The organism is Streptomyces sp. NPDC111802 (assembly GCF_055634335.1).
In genome coordinates this window covers 1-21,656 of sequence record NZ_JBVKCZ010000074.1, presented here as the reverse complement: position 1 = coordinate 21,656, position 21,656 = coordinate 1, and the positions used below count along the sequence as shown (strand labels likewise).

General features: G+C 71.1%; 15 protein-coding genes and 1 pseudogene. 11 read left to right on the top strand and 5 right to left on the bottom strand.

Translation table 11 applies throughout. The annotated features are described in order from the left end of the window. The 8 genes from ACZ7NC_RS41555 to tgmB all read left to right on the top strand — a co-directional run. Window positions 1-490 (top strand): ATP-binding protein (locus ACZ7NC_RS41555; protein WP_471496862.1); only part of this gene is annotated, 490 nt, incomplete at its 5' end. Between the two features lie 134 nt (window positions 491-624). Beyond that, complete coding sequence (locus ACZ7NC_RS41550; RefSeq protein WP_471496860.1) at window positions 625-1,446, top strand: chitosanase; 822 nt, start codon at window positions 625-627, stop codon at window positions 1,444-1,446. 166 nt (window positions 1,447-1,612) lie between these two features. Further along, window positions 1,613-2,977 (top strand): FAD-dependent oxidoreductase, encoded by a 1,365-nt coding sequence (locus tag ACZ7NC_RS41545; protein WP_471496858.1) that lies wholly within the window; start codon window positions 1,613-1,615, stop codon window positions 2,975-2,977. A 150-nt stretch (window positions 2,978-3,127) separates the two neighbouring features. Then, a complete protein-coding gene (locus tag ACZ7NC_RS41540) occupies window positions 3,128-3,622 on the top strand; it encodes a lamin tail domain-containing protein (RefSeq protein WP_471496856.1) in 495 nt (164 codons plus the stop codon). Between the two features lie 218 nt (window positions 3,623-3,840). Beyond that, a complete protein-coding gene (locus ACZ7NC_RS41535) occupies window positions 3,841-4,971 on the top strand; it encodes a hypothetical protein (RefSeq protein WP_471496854.1) in 1,131 nt (376 codons plus the stop codon). Window positions 4,972-5,274: 303 nt separating this feature from the next. Then, window positions 5,275-5,571, top strand: coding sequence for a DUF1232 domain-containing protein (locus ACZ7NC_RS41530; protein WP_471496852.1), 297 nt, complete (start codon window positions 5,275-5,277; stop codon window positions 5,569-5,571). Between the two features lie 118 nt (window positions 5,572-5,689). Next, window positions 5,690-5,881, top strand: coding sequence for a putative ATP-grasp-modified RiPP (gene tgmA, locus ACZ7NC_RS41525; RefSeq protein WP_404094505.1), 192 nt, complete (start codon window positions 5,690-5,692; stop codon window positions 5,879-5,881). Between the two features lie 16 nt (window positions 5,882-5,897). Further along, entirely contained in the window at window positions 5,898-6,872 is a 975-nt protein-coding gene (tgmB, locus tag ACZ7NC_RS41520) for an ATP-grasp ribosomal peptide maturase (RefSeq protein WP_471496850.1), read from the top strand. Window positions 6,873-6,878: 6 nt separating this feature from the next. Here tgmB and ACZ7NC_RS41515 read toward each other — a convergent pair whose 3' ends face one another. Next, a complete protein-coding gene (locus tag ACZ7NC_RS41515; RefSeq protein WP_471496848.1) occupies window positions 6,879-7,085 on the bottom strand; it encodes a hypothetical protein in 207 nt (68 codons plus the stop codon). A gap of 166 nt (window positions 7,086-7,251) precedes the next feature. Beyond that, the gene (locus tag ACZ7NC_RS41510; protein ID WP_471496846.1) at window positions 7,252-7,713 is read right to left on the bottom strand and encodes a hypothetical protein; all 462 of its coding nucleotides are present in this window, start codon (window positions 7,711-7,713) and stop codon (window positions 7,252-7,254) included. A gap of 240 nt (window positions 7,714-7,953) precedes the next feature. Here ACZ7NC_RS41510 and ACZ7NC_RS41505 point away from each other — a divergent pair, with 240 nt between their 5' ends. Together ACZ7NC_RS41505 and ACZ7NC_RS41500 are read left to right on the top strand one after the other, a co-directional pair. Further along, the gene (locus ACZ7NC_RS41505; protein ID WP_471496844.1) at window positions 7,954-8,910 is read left to right on the top strand and encodes a GlxA family transcriptional regulator; all 957 of its coding nucleotides are present in this window, start codon (window positions 7,954-7,956) and stop codon (window positions 8,908-8,910) included. 115 nt (window positions 8,911-9,025) lie between these two features. Continuing rightward, window positions 9,026-9,376 (top strand): hypothetical protein, encoded by a 351-nt coding sequence (locus tag ACZ7NC_RS41500; RefSeq protein ID WP_471496842.1) that lies wholly within the window; start codon window positions 9,026-9,028, stop codon window positions 9,374-9,376. A gap of 47 nt (window positions 9,377-9,423) precedes the next feature. On the opposite strand, the gene ACZ7NC_RS41495 is transcribed toward ACZ7NC_RS41500, so the two are convergent. From ACZ7NC_RS41495 to ACZ7NC_RS41485, 3 genes are read right to left on the bottom strand one after another with little or no spacing between them, the layout of a single operon-like run. After that, window positions 9,424-16,692: a MupA/Atu3671 family FMN-dependent luciferase-like monooxygenase gene (locus tag ACZ7NC_RS41495; protein ID WP_471496840.1), complete on the bottom strand. Its 7,269-nt coding sequence runs from the start codon at window positions 16,690-16,692 to the stop codon at window positions 9,424-9,426. Further along, a complete protein-coding gene (locus ACZ7NC_RS41490) occupies window positions 16,689-19,916 on the bottom strand; it encodes a type I polyketide synthase (RefSeq protein WP_471496838.1) in 3,228 nt (1,075 codons plus the stop codon). The genes ACZ7NC_RS41495 and ACZ7NC_RS41490 overlap by 4 nt, the downstream gene beginning before the upstream one ends. After that, on the bottom strand, window positions 19,916-21,169 hold the full coding sequence (locus tag ACZ7NC_RS41485) for an MFS transporter (protein WP_471496836.1): 1,254 nt from the start codon (window positions 21,167-21,169) through the stop codon (window positions 19,916-19,918). Before ACZ7NC_RS41485 ends, ACZ7NC_RS41490 begins: the two co-directional genes overlap by 1 nt. 301 nt (window positions 21,170-21,470) lie before the next feature. On the opposite strand from ACZ7NC_RS41485, the pseudogene ACZ7NC_RS41480 reads away from it, so the two are divergent. Then, window positions 21,471-21,560: pseudogene (locus ACZ7NC_RS41480) on the top strand (TetR/AcrR family transcriptional regulator); the annotation flags it as partial. Between the last annotated feature and the right edge of the window lie 96 nt (window positions 21,561-21,656).

Sequence of the window (21,656 nt, the reverse complement as noted above, 5' to 3'; positions counted from 1 at the left end):
AAGACCCCAAGCCCTTCATCTGGACCAAGACCGCCAAGGAGATCCTCGACTCCCTCGCCCGCTTCTGCCGACGCATCTCCGGCGCAGGACACTAGTGGCGCGTACCCGGGCGCTCGGGGCGGACCTGGTGGCCGAATGGCAGGTGCCGTCCGACCCGGCGGCCGTGGCCCAGGTCCGTTCCGCGGTGACGCGGACACTGGAGGGCTGGGGCCTGGAGGAGCTGTCGTTCACCACGGAGCTGATCCTGAGCGAGCTGGTCACCAACGCCATCCGGTACGGCGGTGATCCGATCCGGGTGCGCATGCTGCACGACCGGAGCCTGATCTGCGAGGTCTTCGACAGCAGCAGCACCTCGCCGCATCTTCGGTACGCGGCGATGACGGACGAGGGCGGGCGCGGCCTGTTCCTGGTCGCGCAGCTGGCCGAGCGCTGGGGAACCCGGTATCTGCCCGCGGGCAAGGTGATCTGGGCGGAGCAGCCGCTGCCGTAGCCGGCGCCGGCTTGTAGATAGGTACGAACCTTTGACGCGACGGGTGCCCTCTGCGCCCAGCATCTGATAGGAAACCTTCCTATCAGTGTCACGTACGGCCAACTCCCCACCCCCCACCCCCCATTGGAGCCGCCGTGAAGCACCACCCCACGCACACGTCGCGCCGCACGCTCCTCGCCCTGATCGGCGCGTCAGTGGCGTCCACCCCATTCCTCAACCCCACAACCGCCGCCGCGCACCACGCCGCGGTGGGACTCGACGACCCGGCGAAGAAGGAGATCGCCATGAAGCTGGTGTCGAGCGCGGAGAACTCCTCGCTCGACTGGAAGGCGCAGTACAAGTACATCGAGGACATCGGCGACGGCCGCGGCTACACCGCCGGCATCATCGGCTTCTGCTCCGGCACGGGCGACATGCTCGACCTCGTCGAGCTGTACTCGGACCGCCGCCCCGGCAACGTCCTCGCCCCGTACCTGCCGGCGCTGCGCCGGGTCGACGGCACCGACTCGCACGACGGGCTCGACCCGAACTACCCCCGCGACTGGGGCCGGGCCGCACAGGACCAGGCGTTCAAGCAGGCGCAGAACGACGAACGCGACCGGGTGTACTTCAACCCGGCCGTCCGGCAGGGCAAGACCGACGGCCTCAGGGCGCTCGGTCAGTTCGCCTACTATGACGCCATCGTCATGCACGGCGACGGCACCGACCCCACCAGCTTCCGCAACATCCGGGGGCGCGCCCTGAACCGGGCCCGGCCGCCGGCGCAGGGCGGCGACGAAGTCGCCTATCTGAACGCCTTCCTGGACGCCCGGGTGTGGGCCATGAAGCAGGAGGAGGCCCACAGCGACACCAGCCGGGTCGACACCGCCCAGCGGGTCTTCCTGCGCAACGGCAACCTGGACCTCAATACGCCGCTGGACTGGAAGGTGTACGGGGACAGCTATCACATCGGCTGACCGAGACCCCGGGGTTGCCGTGCCGCCCGTGCGGTACGGCAACCCCGGACCAGCCCATAGAATGGGTTTATGAGCTCATAGGTTGGACCCGCGTACCGACTTAGGCTTGCCTTAGTTTAGGCTTCCCGTTCGAGTCGATCTATCGCCTCTCGAAGGGAACCTGATCATGCCCCGCCCCCTGCGGGTAGCCATTGTCGGAGCCGGCCCCGCCGGGATCTACGCCGCCGACGCGTTGCTCAAGTCCAAGGTGGCCGCCGAACCCGGTGTGTCCATCGACCTGTTCGAGCGCATGCCGGCGCCGTTCGGGCTGATCCGGTACGGCGTCGCCCCCGACCACCCCCGCATCAAGGGCATCATCACGGCCCTGCACCAGGTGCTGGACAAGCCGCAGATCCGTCTCTTCGGCAACGTCGACTACCCGAACGACATCAGCCTGGACGATCTGCGCGCGTTCTACGACGCCGTGATCTTCTCCACGGGCGCGACGGCCGACCGCGAGCTGCGCATACCCGGCATCGAACTCGACGGCTCCTACGGCGCGGCCGACTTCGTCTCCTGGTACGACGGCCACCCGGACGTGCCGCGCACCTGGCCGCTTCAGGCGGAGAAGGTCGCCGTCCTCGGCGTCGGCAACGTCGCGCTCGACGTGGCCCGCATCCTGGCCAAGACGGCGGACGAGCTGCTGCCGACGGAGATCCCGCCGAACGTCCACGAGGGCCTGAAGGCCAACAAGGCGCTGGAAGTCCATGTGTTCGGGCGCCGCGGCCCGGCCCAGGCGAAGTTCTCCCCGATGGAGCTGCGGGAGCTGGACCACTCCCCCAACATCGAGGTCATCGTCGACCCCGAGGACATCGACTACGACGAGGGCTCGATCGAGACCCGGCGCGGCAACAAGCAGGCCGACATGGTCGCCAAGACCCTGGAGAACTGGGCGATCCGCGACGTCGGCGACCGTCCGCACAAGCTGTTCCTGCACTTCTTCGAGTCGCCCACCGAGATCCTCGGCGAGGACGGCAAGGTCGTCGGCCTGCGCACCGAGCGCACGACCCTGGACGGCACCGGCAACGTCAAGGGCACCGGCGAGTTCAAGGACTGGGACGTCACCGCGATCTACCGCGCGGTCGGCTACCTCTCCGACAAACTCCCCAAGCTGCCCTGGGACATCGGCTCGGGCACCGTCCCGGACGAGGGCGGCCGGGTCATCCAGGAGTCCGGCGAGCACCTGCGGTCGACGTATGTCACCGGCTGGATCCGGCGCGGTCCGGTGGGTCTGATCGGCCACACCAAGGGCGACGCCAACGAGACGGTGTCGAACCTGCTGGACGACTTCGCGAACGGCCGTCTGCAGACGCCGGGTTCGCCCGAGCCGGAGGCCGTGGAGGCGTTCCTCGCCGAGCGCGAGGTCCGGTTCACCACCTGGGAGGGCTGGTACAAGCTCGACGCCGCCGAGAAGGCGCTGGGCGAGCCGCAGGGCCGTGAGCGCGTGAAGATCGTCGAGCGCGAGGACATGCTTCGGGAGAGCGGCGCGTAGCGCGCCGACACCGACGCCGACGGAGAGGGCCGGGGGTCAACCCCCGGCCCTCTCGGTTTTCCCGCTTTTCGGTGAAGCCGGCACAGCGGTCACCTTCCCCGGATACACTCCTGATCTTCACAGTAGCTCCACACGGGGGGATATTTCTCCATGCGCATACGCATTGTCGCCACAACCGCCGTCGCGGCCGGCACGCTCGCGGCCCTCTCCGCCGCCCCGGCCCAGGCCACCGAGTACTCGTCCGCGCTGAAGATCCGCGGCATCCAGTACGACGCGCCCGGCCGTGACTCGAACAACTGCCGGACCGGCAACACCGACGAGGAATACCTCACGATCAAGAACTACTCGTCCGGCACCACGGTCAACCTCAAGGGCTATGTCGTGAAGGACAAGGCCGGCAACCGCTTCACGTTCACCGCCAACCACAGCCTGCAGCCCGGTGACTATGTGAAGCTCAGGGGCGGCAACGGCACCGACTCCGACCAGAACAACGTCGTCTACCGCGACAACTGCAACTTCATGTGGAACAACGACGCGGACTCGATCTACCTCTACAAGCCCTCGGGCGCCGGGGCGGACTCGCACGCCTACACCAAGAGCGGCAACGACCGGGACGGCAACGGCTACATCGGCTACCACAACTGAGCGAGCGCCCGCGGACGAGCAGGACCCGCCCCAATGCGGATGGTGGGCGGGTCCTGCTCACCGGGCCATTGTCCTGACGGGACGTGGCGCGGGCCACGAGTGAGCGGCGGCCGGTCGGTGCGGTGCGCACACACCCCGTGTGCGCACCCCCGCCCGTTCGGGACCAACCGGCGGCGACATACTGGTACGAGCACGTACCCCCGCCCACAGATGGACCCATGCCCAGCTCCTCCAGCACCCGCCCCACCATCCCTTCGACGGTGTGGTCGGCCCGCGGCCGTCACCTCGGGCCCGCCGCGCAGGATGTACTCCGGCTCAGTCTGCGGCAGCTCAAGGACAGCCGGACCGTAGACGACTTCCTGGAGGTGCCCGAGGCCGAGGGCGCCCAGGTGTCCGCCTTCGAGGCCCGCTGGCGGGTCGCCGAGACCGTGACCGTACGGGCCCGGCTGACCGTCGAGCACGGCTCCGACGACGGTCAGGAGTGGACGCTGATCGCGGAGGCCGACGCCCCGTGGGACCCGCGGTGGCCGTCGCCGGCCGCGATGTTCTGGCCGCAGGACCCGGACGCGACCTGGGACCACGACGTGGCCACGGGCCTGCGACTGCGGGCCATCAACCCGCTCCCCTCGGACGACAAGGCCGTCCGGCGTGTGCTGCGGGACGCCGCCGGTGACGGCTGGAGCATCCATGTCGTCGTCCACGAGGCCATGACCACCGACCAGCGCGGCCGCACCCCCCTGGCCGGGATGCTGCCGCCCGGCCTGCGGCACCGGGTGGTCGAGCACCGTGCCTCGCCCAGCCAGCTGCGGGTCGTGAACTGGGCCCTGCGCGAGCACGACGTGCAGGTGCCGCGCGGCGGTGCCGTGGTGCTGCCCGGGACTCCGGCACCGTCCGGCTACGACGCCGACGAGTTCGCCGTACGCAGCGTCTTCCTCGACGGCTCGGAGCCGGCCGAACTCATTCACGCCGTGACCCGCTTCGCCGCCCTGCCGCGGCCGCTGCCGGACGGCGGCGAGGAGGCCCTGACCGCCCTGCGGGCGGACTGGCGGCTGCTGACCCTCGAAGAGGAACTCGCCCGCGAGCGGCAGCTGGTGGCGATGTACGCGGAGGCTCTGGAGGCGATGACGAAGTCCCGGGACCTGTACCGCGAGGCCGCCGAACAGGCGCACGCGGCGCTGGCCGCCTTCCGGGAGTCCGCCGAGGCCGTACCCGAGCCCCGGCCCGAGCCGAGCGCCGACGCACCGGCGTCCCCCCTCCAGCAGCTGACCCGGACCTTCGAGCGCCTCAAGGGCAACGCCCGGAATCGCAGGACCGCCACGGAGGAACAGCCGGAGACCTCCGACCGCTAGCCGGAGCGAGCGGAAAGTAGGCGAGCGAAAAGTAGGGGAAACGACCGACCCGTGCACTCCGTCGGCGTATGCCGACTGCGGCGGATTCGTGGGAGGGCGCTACTGCGTGGGGCGGGTGCGCTTCGGTGCGTGCTTCGTCTGCCCGGGAGGCCGGTCAAGCAGGTGACCGGCCGCTATCTGCGTCTTCCGTCCTGACGGGTGAAGGGATGCGGCCGGGTGACCGCCGTCATGCAATGCGGACCACTCGAGCGGGCATCCGACTAGCAGTGCGTGTGATGTGCGACACCGGCAGGAGGAGGGTCAGTGGAGTCGACCACTACGGTGATCGTCGTCGTCGTGGCCCTCGCGGCAGTCGTGCTCGCCGTGGCCGTCGGGGTGCTGGTGCGGCTCGTGCGCACCCGACGGCTGCTGCGCCGCTCCGGGCTGCCGACCGGGCCGCGATGGGTGTTCTGGGGTGCCGTCCTGTACTTCGTGCTGCCCGCCGATCTGGTGCCCGATCCGGTGTATCTGGACGACATCGGCGTGCTCTTGCTGGCACTGCGTACCCTGCGCCGCTCTCCCGAGGCGGGACCGCCGGACGCCACTGATTACGGAAAGTAAGGAAACCAACCACGCGTTCGATTCGTTTAAGTAAGTGGACACCAGAGGGCGTCGGCGGACCGAGGAACCGCCGCCGGGTGACCAGGCTCGATCGGAGCAGCACCTTGAGGGAGAGACGATGCAACCGTTCGCGCTCAACTATGCACGGCCGGCAGTGGAGTTGGAGGTCACCGCTCCGTACGCCTACGACTCCGGTATGCAGTTGAACGTGCTCCGTGACGGCCGTATAGCCGCCTGTGACCACGCCTTGTTGCGGGAGTTGGCGACCACCACGTCCACGGCGGGCTCGAAGACTCACTTCGACGACTGAACGCGGGTCGGCGACGATGACCGTCTTGATTCTGACCAACGAAGAGGACGTGACCGCGGACATGGTGGTCGTGCACCTCAATGCGGCCGGCGTTCCGGTGTTCCGCCTCGATCCCGCCGACCTGACCGGCGGGGTCGCGCTGTCCGGCGAGTTCGTGCACGGCGCCTTCCGCGGCCATCTCTCGGCCGCGGGGCGCCTGGTGAGCATCGGCGGGCTGCGCTCGGTCTGGCTGCGCAGGCCGGGGCCGGCCGCGCAGCGCGCCGCCAGTGCCTCGGCCTGGCTGACGGAGGAGTCCGGGCAGGCGCTGTACGGCATGCTGCGCGGCAGCGACGCCCGCTGGATGAACCATCCCGACGCGGCTCGCCGGGCCCGTCACAAGCCCTGGCAGTTGCGGCTGGCCCAGCGGTGCGGTCTGCCCGTTCCGGCCACCTTGATCACCACGTTTCCGCAGGCCGCCCGCGAGTTCGCCGAGCGCTATCCGGATCTGGTGGTCAAGCCGGTCTCCGGCGCGCATCCGCAGGACCCGCCCCGCGCGGTGCCGACCAGCAGGGTGGCCCCGGACACGGACTTCTCCGCCGTCGCGTTCGGACCCACCCTGCTGCAACGCCGCGTCGCCAAGCGGGCCGACATCCGTCTCACCGCGGTCGGTGACCGGCTGCTGGCCGCCCGCAAGGCGACGGGATGCGAGGCCGAGGTGGACGTCCGCTTCGCCGCGTCCGACGTGCCGTGGCGCCCCGTCGACGTCGCGCCGCGCGTCGCCGAGGCCGTCCGCGCGTACCTGCGGGACGCCGAACTCGCCTATGGGGCCTTCGACTTCGTCGAGGACGCCGACGGGACGTGGTGGTTCCTGGAGTGCAACCAGTCGGGGCAGTTCGGCTTCGTCGAGGTGGACACGGGCCAGCCGATCGCCCGGAGCATCGCCGAGTGGCTCGCTCGCCCCGTCGGCGGGCAGGAGCCGCACGTCAACGGGGCGAGCGTGAAGGTCACCTGACGCGGCTCAGCGCTGCTGGGGGCCGGGCGGCAGGGCGCCGCGCTGCCATGTCGGGGCCGGGGGGCCGGGAGCAACCGCGTTGCCGCGGGACAGCAGCGGCTGCATGGCGAACTCGATTTCCCTGCTGACGCGTTCTGCCTCCCTGCGCACCTGGGTGGGGATGTCGCCGCGCTCCGCGATCAGCCGGTCGTAAATGGGGGAATCCTGGAACACCCGTCAACGCGCCTTTCCTGTCGTGGCCCTGTGTGCATTTGGGCACGGCTGTCGAGTCTAGGCGCCGACGCACACTGAAGTACGAATTCTGCCAGAGTGCTTGACGGCGGACGAACGGGCACTACGGCGGCCCCGACGCATCGTCGTGGGCCGCCCAGGCGCCGGGTCAGGCACCCGTCGTCGAGCCCGGCCGGACGATCATCAGGATGGTGACGGTCGCCCACAGAAGGTTGAAGATCCCGGTGACCATGGCGAGTTGGACCGTGGCCGAGCGCTCGACGGGCTGCAGGGCGCTCAGTTGCTCCAGGAGTTCCTCCTGGCGGGGCAGGACGAACGCGATCAGCAGGCCGGCGGCCGCGGTGGTCAGGGCGATGGATGTGATGAGCCATCCGCTGCCCAGGACGCCCATCGCCAGGGCGGTGGCCAGGCCGAGGACGGGGACCGACACCCCGATGGCCGCGTAGAGGCGGCAGATGCGGTGCAGCAGTTGGACGGTACCCACCGCCACCGCCCCGTCCGCCGCCGGGACGCGGCGCGCGGCCGGCGAGAACATGCTGGCGGCGACGGTGACGGGGCCGACGGCGATGATGGCGGCAAGGACGTGAAGGATGAGCAGGATCTTGGTCATCGGGTGCTGTCGGTCTCCGTGTCGGCGTGGCATCAGGCGGCCTCGGCCCCAGTTCACGTGGGGCGGCGGCTCCCGCCCACGTTAGGGATCTTCCAGCTGATCACACAGGGGCTGAAATGACAGCTTCCAACGGATTCTCGCCAGCCTCGCCGTCAGGTCCTGTTCCCGGATCCTGTACCCGGAACCCAACCCATGACCTGGCCTTCTGTCGTTGGCGGGAACCTGCCTAAGGTGGCGTTCATGCACACCGTGGCGATCCTGGTTCTCGACAATGTGGTGCCGTTCGACATGGCGACGCCCTTCCAGATGTTCGGCTGGACGCGGCTGCCGGATGGCCGCCGCCCCTATCGGGTCCGGCTGTGCGCGGAATCGCCGGAGGTGACCACGGAGGGCTTCGCGCTGCGCATCGACCGGGGGCTCGACGGGCTGGCGGACGCGGACACGATCATCGTGCCGGGCTGCGACGGCACCGAGCCGCCGTCCGCGGACGTCCTGGCGGCGCTACGAGAGGCCGCGCGGACCGGCACGCGCATCGCGTCCGTGTGCGTGGGCGCCTTCGTCCTGGCCGAGGCCGGACTGCTGGACGGGCTGCGCGCCACCACCCACTGGATGGCCACCGGCGAGCTGGCCCGACGCTTCCCCGGCGTGCATGTGGAGCCGGACGTGCTGTACGTCGACAACGGGCAGATCCTCACGTCCGCCGGAGCCGCCGCGGGACTGGACATGTGCCTGCACATGATCCGGCGGGACCTCGGGTCGGCCGTGGCCGCCCACACCGCCCGCATGTCCGTCGTACCGCTGGAACGGGAGGGCGGGCAGGCCCAGTTCATCGTGCACGAGCACCCGCCCGTGCCGCGCGGCTCGGCGCTGGAACCCCTGTTGGAGTGGATCGAGGACAATCTCGCGGGGGAGATCACCATCGGGGCGATGGCGGAGCGCTCGGGGATGAGCGAACGCACCTTCGGCCGCCGGTTCCGTGAACAGACCGGCACCACTCCCCTGCAGTGGCTGCTGCGGGCGCGGGTACGGCGGGCCCAGTATCTGCTGGAGAACAGCGACCATCCGATCGAGCGGATCGCCCGGCAGGCGGGGTTCGGCTCGCCGACGGCGTTCCGCGAGCGGTTCCGCCGGGTGGTCGGCACCACGCCGCACTCCTATCGCTCCGCGTTCCAGAGGAAGGCCCCGGTCGGCGCCTAGTCATTCCCGGCGGTCCGGGCCTGGTGGGTCACGGTGGGAAAAATCACCCGAATCCGAGAGGGCCGTGAGTAGTTGGACAGAGGGAAGCGATCCGCCTCAAGGACGGTGTACACCCATGAACTGCTCCAGCCGCCTGCTGTGTGTCCTCTACATCGCCACGAGCGCGGGGCTCGCCTGGACCTCGATCCTCGAATTCCGCTACGGCCCGATGTGGGCCGCCTGTCTGTTCGCGGCCGCCGGTCTCGTACCGGTCATCGCCGTCGTACGGGAGACGGTGATCGGCGAACAGCGGCGCATCCTGCTGGATCTGATCGCGCGGGCATCGCGTGGCGGCGGCGATGCCGCCGAGGCGATCGTCCGGGCGGAGCTCGACTCGGCGTGCTGCGAGCGCTGGTGGACGAGCCTCGGCGCCGAGCACGAGATGACCTGCCGGCACTGGATGCCGAGGAGCAGCAGCGCGGCGTGAGCATCGGCGTCCGCCGGCCGGCGTGGCACGGCGGACGCCGAGGGGGTTCAGCGCTCCAGCGCCCGTCCGACCTCCTCGCGAAGGAGGGCGACGTAGTCGTGGGTCCAGCCCTCGATGGTGCCGCGGTCCCACAGGTCGGACGAGTACTCGACGAAGCCCCTGAGTTCGTCCCCGGCCGGGACGAGCCCGACGGTGAGCTCCGTCCGGGCCGCGGCGGGTGCGAGGTCCTCGATGGCCGTGGTCAGACCGGGCAGTTCGACCTCCGCCTCCAGTGAGTTCTGGTAGGCGAAGCCGACGTCCAGCCGGTCCGGTACCTCGACGCCCCTGCGCTCGCGCATCGCCGGGGCGATCCGGCGTACCGGCAGGGCCCGGTCCATGCACTCCACCGTCGTCCGGGCGACCTGGTCCGTCAGCGCGGCGAAGGAATCCGCGGCCCCATCCCGCACCGGCAGCGCGAAGCCGGTGACCGTGCATGCCAGCAGGGACTCGAACTCGCGGCGCTCACGGTTGGCGTAGGAGACGTTGAACACGACGTCGGACTGGCCGGACTTCTGTGCGAGCATCCGGCCCAGGGCCGCCGCCGTGACCGCGAAGGGCGTCGTACCTCGCGCTCTCGCCAGCCGCTCGACGGCGGTCCGTACCTCGGCAGGCACGGTGAACATCACGGCGCCGCCGCGTCCGCTCGCGCTCTTCGGACGGGGCCGGTCCAGCGGCAGGTCGACGGTGAACGGCACTCCGTCGAGTTCGCGCAGCCAGAACTCCACCTTCTCTTCGTCGGCGGCCTCGCCGGCCTGCTCCAGCTGCCACTGGGCGTACGTCACGGGCTGGCATCCCACCGGCGGGAGGGTGTCGGGTTCGCCCTTCGCCTCCGAGCCGTAGAGCGCGGCCAGTTCCTTCAGGAGCAGGCTGACGGACCAGCCGTCGCAGGCGGAGTGGTGCAGCACGAGCAGCAGGACCCAGGTGCTCTCGCCGGTACGCAGCAGGCGCTGCGTCATCGGGATGCCGGCCATGGGATCCAGCGGTGTCTCGGCGGCCTCGGCGCCGGCTCGTTCCACGGCGGACCGAAGCTCGTGCGCTCGTCGTCCGGTGAGGTCCTCGACCGGTAGTTCCACCGGGCGGGGCCGCAGTACCTGCTGCTCCCAGCCGTCGCCGCTGCGGGCCAGGCGGGTGCGCAGTCCCTCGTGCCGCTCGACGAGCCGGGTCAGGGCGGTCCGCAGAGCCGCCACGTCCAGGTCACCGGAGAAGGTGATCCGCAGGGCGACGTTGAAGACCTGTGGGAGGAGGTGGTCGGCGTGGACCGTGGCGAAGCGGGACTGCTGCGCGGTGGCGGGCGCGCGGCGTTCCACATCGCCAGGTGCGTCGTCGGCCGGTGCGTCATCGGCTGTTGGCGGCCGGCGTGTCGTCTCGCCTGCCATGCCCTCGAGTTGGGCCGTCATGGCTCGCGGGGTCGGGTCCTGGTAGAAGCCCAGCATCGGGTACTCGGTGCCGAACTCCTCGCGGACGCGGTTGACCAACCGCATCGCCGTGATCGAGTGGCCGCCCAGATCGAAGAACGAGGCGTCGTCCGCGATGCCGTCGGCGTCGATCCCGAACTCGTCCGCCCACAGCCGCCGTACTCGACGCCCGATGTCCGTCCCGTGACCGGCCGCCGGCTCCCCGCCGCCGCTCGGCCTGCGGCTCGGTGCCGTGGTGACGAGGTCCGGTGCCGGGAGCGCGGACCGGTCCAGCTTGCCGTTGCCCGTCACGGGCAGGGCGGGCAGGATGCGCCAGGCGCGCGGCACGAGGTACTCCGGCAGCCGGGCCGCGAGTTCCTCGGCAAGGAGGTCGGCACGGGCCTGGCGGTCGTCGGCCGCCGTGCCGACCGGGTCGGCGGGCACGGCGTAGGCCGCGAGATACGCCTCGCCCCGGTTGTCGCGCCGGGCCAGTACGGCCGCCTCGCTGACGCCGTCGAGGGCGTTGAGCACATGGGAGACCTCCTCGGGCTCGACCCGGAAGCCACGGATCTTCACCTGGTCGTCGGCCCGGCCGCAGAACTCCAGTTTCCCGTCGGCGGTCCAGCGGACCAGGTCACCCGTGCGGTACCGGCGCGCGTCCGGAGCGGCATCCGGATCCGGCTGGAACCGCTCCGCGGTGAGGTCGGGGCGGTGGAGGTAGCCGAGGGCCACGCCCGGCCCGGCGACGTGCAGCTCCCCCACCGTGCCGACGGGGACCGGGGCGCCCGACTCGTCCAGCACGCTCAGCCGTACGTTGTCGACCGGGCGTCCGATGGCGATGGGCTCGGCGAGGTCCTGGCCCTGCGGGGTGACGGTTTCCGTGGTGCACAGGACCGTGATCTCGGTGGGCCCGTACACGTTCACGGTCTCGTACGGCGCCTCGGGGCGCGGCCGGGTGCGCAGTACGTCTCCGCCGAGCAGCAGATGACGCAGTGGCGGCTGGTCGCCCGCAGGCAGTCGCAGCACCTGTTCGCCGAGGGCGGTGGGAAGGATGGAGAAGGTGACGCCCTGCTCGGCGTACCACCGGGCCAGGGCGAGCGGGTCCCTGCGGATCTCCTCGTCGGCGATCGTGACCGACGCCCCCGCGGTCAGGGCAGGCCAGATCTCCAGGAGGGAGGCGTCGAAACTCTGGCTGCACACGACGGAGCCGCGGTCGGCCGGGGTGCAGGCGAAGCGCCGGTGGTGCCACTCGCACAGGTCGACGACAGCGCGGTGCGGCACGACGACGCCCTTGGGGGTGCCGGTGCTGCCCGAGGTGTAGAGGACGCAGCATGGCGCGTGGCCGCCGGCGCGGGACGCGGAGCGCGACGGGTGTCGCGCGGTCGTGTCGGGCGGTACGACGGTCACGTCCGCGGGCAGTTCCAGGGCGGCGGCCTCGTCGCGCGTCGACACCACGACCCGGGCTCCGCACTCGGCGATGATCTGCTCGGCGCGCGCTCGCCCGAGGGACGGGTCCAACGGCACATACGCGCATCCCGCCTTGAGCACGGCGAGCATGGCGACGACGAGGTCGGCGGAGCGAGGCAGCCACAGCGCGACCTCACCGCCACCCTCAGGGTGCTGTTCACGGAGTGCGGCGGCCAACCGCTCTGCCTGATCGTCGAGTTGACGATACGTCAACCGGGCGTCACCGCTGATCACAGCCGTACTGCCCGGTGTTGCGGACACCTGCCGGGCGACGAGGTCGTCGACGGTGGAGTCGGCGAGCGGACGGGCGGGGCCGCGCTGCCAGCCCTGCGGCACGGGCTCGCCCTCGACGACCGCCGGGGCGAGCCGGGACAGCGGTGCGTCCGGCGTTTCGACCGCTGCGGCCAGCAGATCCCGGAGAGTGGTGAAGAACCGCTCGACCGTGTACGGGTCGAACAGGTCGGTGTTGTACTCCAGATGGCAGCGCACACCGTGCGGCTGATCGGTGAAGTAGACGGTGAGATCGGTCAGGGATTTGTCCGGTCCGGCGTCCAGGGGTGTGGCCTCGATGCCGGGCAGCTCGAAGCGGAACGGCTCGGCCCGCTGGAACTCGGCGAACGCCTGGAACACCGGTGTCCGGTCGACCGCCCTCGGCGGGTCCAACTCGCGCACCACGCGCTCGAAGGGCACCCGGGCGTGGTCGTAGGCGTCGAGGGCGACCGTGCGCACCCGGTCCAGGAGTGTGCCGAAGGTGGGGTCGCCGGACAGGTCGAGGCGTAGCGCGAGTGTGTTCACGAAGAACCCGAGCACATGCTCGGCCCGCTCGGGCCGGTCCGAGATGGGGGTGCCGACGACGAGGTCCGTCTGTCCGGTGACCCGGTGCAGCATCGCCGTGTATCCGGCGAGCAGCGTCATGAACAGGGTGCTGCGGCGGACCCGGCTCAACTCGCGCAGTCGGCGGGAGAGTTCGGGGTCGAGGGTGTGGAAGACGGCCCGGCCGTTGGAGGTCATGGTGGCCGGGCGCGGCCGGTCGGTGGGCAGGGCGAGCGTGGGCAGGTCGCCGCCGAGGACGCGGCGCCAGTGGGCCAGGTCCTCGTCGGCCTCGGGGCTGTGCGCGGACGCCGCCGCCTGTTCCCTGGTGTGGTCGGCGTAGGTCCAGGTGAGCGCCGGGAGGTCGGGGGCGGTTCCGTCGCGTTCGGCTCGGTAGAGGGCGGAGAGGTCGCGGGCGAGGACGGTGGCGGAGGCCGCGTCGACCACGATGTGGTGCAGGGACAGCACCAGGACGTGCTCGGCCTCGGCGAGCCTGACCAGCCGGGTGACGAACAGCGGGCCGGCCGCCAGGTCGAAGCGGCGGGCGCTCTCGGCCGACAGGACGTCCTGGAGCGTGGTCCGGGAACCGCTGCCGGCAGTGGCGTCCACGACCTCGAAGTCCGGTTCGGCGGCTGCTCGCACCACCTGGCGCGGCTCGCCCCCGATCTCCCGGAAGACGGTGCGCAGGCCCTCGTGCCGGGCCACGACACCGCGCAGCGCGGCGTGCAGGGCGGGCACGTCGAGAGGGCCGTCGAGGCGGATCGCCTTGATCTCGTTGTAGGCGGTACGACCCGGGAGCAGCCGCTCCAGGAACCAGATCCGTTCCTGGCCCGGCGACAAGGGGGCGTCGGCGGAGGCGATCTCAGCGGCAGCGGGTGCCGGGCGGGTCCCGGTCCGTCGGTGGTAGCGGCGACGCAAGGCGTCCAGACGCGGCAGACCCTCGCGCAGCGCCTCCTGCGGGACTCCGAAGTCGACCAGGGCGACGATCTCGTCGGCGCCCGCCGCCGTCACCGCCTCCACCACCGGCCGCACGCTGTCCACCGTGCCGATCAGGGCACGCTGGTCGCAGTAACGCCCGTAGGCGCGGCGGAACACGGCGTCCAGGTCGTCCTCGCTGAGCTCGGCCAGGTCGATGTTGTGCCCGAGGCTGTTGGTGACGCCGCTGAACACGGACAGGGACGCGCGCATATAGCGGGACAGCGGCTCGTACGCCTCGGTCCGCGCGGTGTCGTGGTCGTCCGCGAGATAGGTGTGCAGCAGGACGGCCACCCGCCCGGCGTCCGGGTCCAGGCCGTGCGCGGCCCGAGTGCGCCGGTACCGGGCGATGTTGTCCCGGAGCTGCTCGACGCTCTGGGTCATCAGGTTGGTGACGATGCCCAGGTCGTGGCGGGCGGCGAGTTCGTACGAGGCGGGGTTGGCGACCACCGCGGTGTGCATGGGCGGGGCGTCCTGCACCGGCCGGGGGAAGAGCCGTACCTCGACCTCGCCGTCGCCGCCGGTCCGGCGCAGGGCGTCCCCCCGCCAGAACTTCCGTACCTCCTCCAGCTGTTCGTACATCAGCTCCCTGTGCCGGCCGAAACGTTCGGGGAAGAAGACGAAGTCGTTGGCGCTCCAGCCGCTGGCGACACCGATGCCCACCCGTCCGTCGGAGAGGTTGTCGACCATCGACCACTCCTCTGCGACCCGGATGGGGTCGTGGAGGGGCAGGACGACCGAGCCCGCGTTGAGTCGGATGCGTTCGGTCTCGCGGGACAGCGCGGCGGCGAGCACCGCGGGGTTGGGGAAGAGGCCGCCGAAGGAGTGGAAGTGGCGCTCGGGCATCCACAGCGCGTGAAAGCCGTGCCGGTCGGCGAATCGGGCGACGTCCAGGAGCAGTTCGTACTGGCCGTGCCGGGGCGTCGAGGCGTCCCGCGGGTAGTCGCCGAAGAAGTAGACGCTGAAGTCGGTGGTACGCGCGGCGGGTTCGTCGGCAGGTGCCCTGCGCGACTCCGTGACGGCCGCCGCGTTCCAGGCCATCGCGGCAACCGGCTCGGGCGCGGGGGGCGCCGGCTCGTGTGACGCGGCCTTCGGCGCGGCCACGGGCCGTACGCCCGGGAAGAAGCCCGCCGCCCGCAGCTCGCGCAGCGAGTCCCGAACGGCGTCCGCGACGAACTCGATGTCACCGTCGGAGTGGGCGGTGGACAGGAAGAAGTTGCGCCACTCCCACACATGCACGCCGCGCAGCATGAGGTGGTGGTAGAGGAGCTCCATGTCGGCGCGGTGCTCGAAGCGGAACTGGGAGCCGAAGTGGCTCATCCGCAGCGGGTACTCCTCGGCCTCGAAGAAGCCGTTGAGCGTGGCGGCCAGTTCGGCGGTCCGCGCGTTGAGCCGCTCCTGCAGGTGCGGGCTGTTCTCCTTGAGGTGGGTCAGTACGGCGCGCGCGGCGACCATCGAGACCGGGTGCTGGATGTACGTACCGCCGAAGAAGGTGGTGTCGGCGGGCGGGTAGCTGTCGTCGCCGTACGACCAGTGGCCGCCGTCGACGCCGTCCATGATGTCCGCGCGGCCCGCGATGGCGCCGATGGGGAAGCCGCCGCCGAGGAGTTTGCCGTACGTGGCGAGGTCGGGTGTGACGCCGTACAGCTCCTGCGCGCCGCGCGGGGCGGGGCGGAAGCCGGTCAGCATCTCGTCGAAGAACAGCACGATGCCGTGGCGGCGGGTCAGCTCCCGCAGCTTCCGTACGAACTCGACCGGCTGGAGCGCGGGGTGCCTGCTCTGCACGGGCTCCACGACGACGGCCGCGATCTCGCCGGCGTGCCGTTCGATGGCCTCCAGGGCGGCGTCGCTGCCGTAGTCGAGCACCAGCAGATCGGCGACGGCGGACTGCGGGATGCCTCGGGAGACGGGCACGGTCGGGCGGTCGGCGCCGGCGCCGGAGGGGCGGCCGAGGACGTTGTCGGCGTGACCGTGGTACCCGCCCAGGAAGGTGACGATCTTGTCGCGTCCGGTGGCGGCGCGGGCCAGGCGGATGGCCGCCGAGTTCGCCTCCGTACCGGAGGCCGCGAACGCCACGCGCTCCAGGCCGGTGAGTTCGGCGAGGAGTTCCGCCGCCTCGCCGGTCTCGACATTGCGCGGACCGAGCTGGATGCCGCGGGACAGGTGCTCGCGGACGGCCTCGGTCACGAAGTCCGGTTCATGGCCGAAGAGGAGGACGCCGAAGCCCATCGTGATGTCGACGTACTCGTTGTTGTCTACGTCCTGAAGCCGCGCCCCGCTCGCCCGGTGGCCCGCGATGGGGTACAGCATCTCCTTCGTGCCGCTGCGGAAGCCGACGACGGCACGGCTGTCGGCGAGGACACGGCGGTAGCGCTGGGCGATCCTCTTGGAGGTCGGTGTTCTGGCGGTGTAGCGGCGGACGAGGTCGGCCAGATGCTCCTGCTGGGTCTGCGGGGCGGTGTCCCGCACCATGCCCGAGGTTCTCGCGACCGTCACCCGGGGACCATGGACTCGGGGCGGCTCCGGGACGGGAGCGTCCGCGCCCATCTGTTCGGCGATGCGCTGCGAGAGTTCGGTCATCGCCGCCAGGTCGCGGTCGAGTGCGGCGGATATGCCGTTCAGGCCGGTCACTTGGCCACCTTGCCGTTGAGCCGGTCGGTGGCGGTGGCGGTCTGGAGCGCGAGCAGCTGGGAGAGCTGGGACATCATCTGGAGCTGTATCTGGGACATCTGGTGGATCTTGTGGGCGAGGTCTTCCAGTTCCTCGCGGGTGGCGTATGCGGGGGCGGGGACGGCGGGGGCGGTGGCTGCTGGGGGTGCGGGTGGCGCGGCGAACGTTGGCTCGGGCTCCGGCTCGGGTGCGGTCCGTGGCCGGGGTGACTCCTGCCCGTCCGTCGCCGGCATCCGTGCCGCGATGAACTCCGCGAGCCTCCGTGGCGTACCCGTCTCCTCGAACAGCTGTCGCATCGTCACCTTGACCTGGTACTCCTGCTCCAGCTCCCGCAGCACGCTGATCATCTGCAGCGAGTCGGCGCCGAGGTCGAAGAAGGACGCGTCGGTGACGATCACGGACGGATCCTCGCCGAGGTGCCGGGCGGTCGTGTGGACGATGCTGTGGAGTACGCGCTCGACCGCTGCCTCTTGCTGAACCACTTCGGCTCCGTTTCTCGCTGCTGTTCTCGTGCGCGGAGCCGTCAGGCGCGGCCCCGTCCAGTGGTCCCTGTGCTGGAACCGGTATCCGGGCAGGGGGACGCGTCTGCCCCCGCTGCCGGCCAGGAGCACCCGCCAGTCGACCTCCGCCCCCGCGCAGTGCAGTCCCGCGGCGGCACCCCAGAGGGAGCCGAGGCCGGTGCCGCGTCGCAGGGAGGGCAGGGACCGCACGGCGGGAAGCGCCCGGCGGGCCAGGCCGCTGAGGGTGGTGTGCGGCCCTATCTCCAGGAGTACGTCGGGCTGTTGTGCCCCGATGCCGTGCAACGCCAGGTCGAAGCGGACGGGTTCGCGGGTGTGCCGTACGAAGTGGTCGGCGTCGGGAGTCCAGCCGGGCGGGCGGGTCACCCCGTCCAGGGCGCTGACGAACGGGATGCGCACCGGCTGCGGGGCCACGTCGGTGAGGACCTTCCGGAACTCTTCGAGCATCGGTTCCATCAGGGCGGTGTGGAAGGCGCGGGTCACCGGCAGTCGCCGACCCGGTGTGCCGCGTTCGTCCAGCAGGGCGCACGCGCGCTCCACGGCCTCGACCGGTCCCGCGAGCACCTGGGCGCGAGTGCCGTTGGTGACGGCCGGTTCCAGACCGGGTATCTCGGCGGCCAGCGCGAGGGCGGCCGCCCGGTCGAGCGGCGCCGCCACCATCGCGCCGGGGGCGCAGCGCTGCTGCATCAGTCGGCCACGCTCGATGGTGAGGCGCAGTCCGTCGTCGAGGGAGAGGGCGTCGGCCGCGTACAGCGCGGCGTACTCGCCGACGCTGTGTCCGGTGACGGCGTACGGCTCGACGCCGGTCTCGCGCCACAGCCGGACGAGGGCGCACTGGAGGGCGAACAGCGCGGGTTGCGCGGTGTCCGTGTCCTGCTGCGCCCCGTCCTCCGCTGCCTCGCCGGTGAAGAGCTGGTCCCCGGTGAGACCGCGGTAGTGGTGCTCGCAGGCGTCGAGCACCTCCCGTACGACGGGAAACCGCTCGTGCAGGGCGGCGGCCATGCCCGGGTACTGGCTGCCCTGCCCGGTGAACTGGAACGCCACGCGCGCCTGCCCCTCCCTGGGCGCCGTCCCGGTGGTCGCCGCCGCTCCCGCGGTGCCGGCGAGCCAGGCGTCCAGGGCGTCGGCGAGGGCGGCCGGGGTGGAGCCGCGGACCGCGAGCCGGTGGCGGCCGTGGGACCGGCCGAGGGCGGCGGTGGCGACGAGGTCCGCCAGGTGCGGTTCGGGCGGCTGCCGTAACCGGTCGCTCAGGGCGCGGGCGTTGTCCGCGAGAGCGTCCTCGCCGCTCGCCGAGACCAGCAGTACGTCCGCGGGGGCGGCGGCGTCGGTCCGGGGCGCGGGGGCGGGTGCCTGTTCCAGGATCAGGTGGACGTTGGTGCCGCCGACGCCGAGCGAGGTGAGGCCCGCGCGGCGGGGCCCTTCGCTGTCGGGCCAGGGCTGGGCGGTGCGGGGTATGTAGAAGGGGCTGTGGTCGAGGTCGAGGGCGGGGTTGGGCTCGCTGAAGTTGGCCATGGGCGGGATGACGCCGTGCTTCAGGACCAGCAGGGTCTTGACGAGCCCGGCCAGTCCGGAAGCCGCGTCGAGATGGCCGATGTTGGCCTTGGTGGAGCCGAGGGCGCAGTAGCCGGTGCGGTCGGTGTCCTCGCGGTAGGCGCGGGCGGCGCCGTCGAACTCGATGGGGTCGCCCTTGAGTGTGCCGGTGCCGTGGGTCTCCAGGTAGCCGATGGTGTCCGCGCCGACGCCGGCGCGCCGCAGGGCCTGGCGGATGGCGGTGCGCTGGCCCTGTGCGCTGGGGGCGGTGAAGGCCTTCTTGTCGGCCCCGTCGTTGCTGATGCCCCAGCCGCGGACGACCCCGTGGATCGTGTCGCCGTCGGAGACCGCCCGCTCCAGCCGTTTCAGTACGACGGCCAGGACGCCCGTCCCTCCCACGGTGCCGTCGGCGCCCGCGTCGAAGGCCCGCAGACGGCCGGACTTGGAGAGGATCGAGCCCTTGACGTAGCGGTAGCCCAGGACCTGCGGCACATGGACGGCGGTGGCGCCGACGAGGGCGATGTCGCAGTCGCCCATGAGCAGCGACTGTGCGGCGGACTGCACGCCGACCAGGGAACTGGAGCAGCCCGTCTGGACGTTGACGGCCGGTCCGGTCAGGCCCAGCCGGTAGGCGACGCGGGTGGCGGTGAAGTCGGCGTAGTTGCCGACGGTGATCTGGATGCCCGCCATCCAGTCGGTGACGGGTTCGCTGGGCAGGACGTTGTTGAGGAGGTAGTTCTGGAGTGTGTACAGGTGGTAGCCGGTGCTGGCGTAGACGCCGACGCGGGTGCCGTCGCGTTCGTCCGGATAGCCGGCGTTCTCCAGGGCGTGCTGGGCGCACTCCAGGAACATACGGTGCTGGGGGTCGGTGATCCGGGCCTCGCGGGCGCTCATGCCGAAGTGCTGGGCGTCGAATCCGGCGATGTCGTCCAGCACACCGGAGGCGCCGACGAAGTCCGGTGCCCGGTAGTCCTCCTCGGGGACACCGGCGGCGGCCAGTTCCTCCTGCGTGAACCGGGTGATGCGGTCCGTGCCGTCGTGGACGAGGCGCCAGAGCTCCTCCGGGGTGTCGGCGCCGGGCAGCCGGAAGGCCATGCCGATCACGGCCATCCGGGGGTCGGGATCGCTGGTGGCCATCAGCCGCGTCCCTCCGTCGCCTTCGTGGCGTCACGGGCCACCGGTTCCTCGACGGCAGGCTCATGCCTGCCGCCGCTTCTCAGCAGCAACAGCAGCAGGGCCAGGCACAGTCCGATCGCGAGGCCGTGGAAGGCGGCCACCACCGCCAGCGGCGAGAACGTCTCCAGCAGGGCGCCGCTCACGAGCATGCCGAGGCCGAAGCCGGTGTTCTCGGCCGAGGCGGAGAGTCCGAAGAGCCGGCCGCGCTGGTCGTCGGGCGCGGCCTGGAGCCGCGACACGTAGACGATCTCGGTGAATCCGTCGGCGGCTCCGGCGACGAGCGCGGCGATGACGGCGGGCACGGTGGGCAGCCCGCAGAACACCACGATGAACCCGGCCGACATCACACAGGCTCCGAGCGCGAAGGCCCGCTCCCCGGGTGTCCGCCCGCTCTTCTTCGTGACCCGGCCGATCACCTGCTGGGCGACGATGTTGCCAAGGGCCCATGTGGCCCAGAACTGGCTGATGAACGTGGCCGGATGGTCGGGGTCGAGGCCGCTGGAGTAGATCGGCAGGGCGACGTTGTGGGACGAGGACCCCAGTCCGTCCACCGCGCGGATGGCGATCATCGCCATGAGCACGGGCGCCGTACCGAGCAGTAGCCGGGCGGTCCAGCGGCCGGCGCCCGAGGACTCCGCGCCGCCGGCGCCGACCGGGGCGGCCTTGGTCCGCACCGGCAGCAGGAACAGCACCGTCGCGGAGACCAGGAAGGTCACGGCGTCCAGCGCGAAGGCGGCGGAGTACCCGACCTGCGCCACCACCACGCCCGACGAGGCGAACCCGGCGATCATGGCGAGCGAACGCCCCGTCACCAGCAGCCCGTTGGCGCGCACCCGGTGCTCCGCCCCGACGATCTCCGGGATGCTGCTGCGCAGGGCCACCTGGGACAGCGTCGAGCAGCCGCCCGTGACCACGGCGAGGGCGTAGAGCAGGCCCACGCGCATGCCGTCGGGGGCGAGCAGCAGCGTAAGCAGCGCCACGGCCTGGCACAGATCGGCGCCGACCATCAGCCGTTTGCGGTCGTACGCCGAGACGAGACGTCCGCTCACCCAGCCGGACACGACGCTCGTCGCGAGCCGTACGGCCATGAAGAGCCCGGCGGCCAGCGCGCTGCCCGTGGCGTCGTAGACGAAGACGTTCAGCGCCACCATGTTCAGGTAACTGCCGTACGCCGAGATGCCGTTGCCCAGGACGAGCAGACGGAAGTACCTCATGCACCTTCCCCTGGTCTGCATGAAGGGTGTGAGTGATGTGCTGCCGGACTGCCTGCCCGCCTTGCTCAGTGGCGCGTCTGAGGCCACCCGGACAGCGGGCCCCGATACGTCGGTGCGCACCGCTGTCGCACGGCGTGTTCATTCCCCCATGGCCGGCCCGGCACAGAAACCATTCCCCCTATGAGCCACCGGTCGGTGGCCATTGGTCCGTCACCCAAGCAGATCCGGACAGGCGTGTTCAAGACTTCAGTGATGTCTGGACGACTTCCGGTCCGGATTTGGCGATTTCCGACCGCTCGGCGGTACGCCCTTGGTGCGGGTCACCTCCATGGCCGCCAATGTCGCGAAGTCACTCGTCGACACCCCCGACTTCCTGCGGCTCGGCCTGATGCCACCGAGTTAGTTCTCGCGGGCCGGACTGCGGCCGGTTGTGAGGCGTTTCTGCCCCTCGGGCGTGGGCAGGAGCGCCAGTGCGGTGTCTGCGATG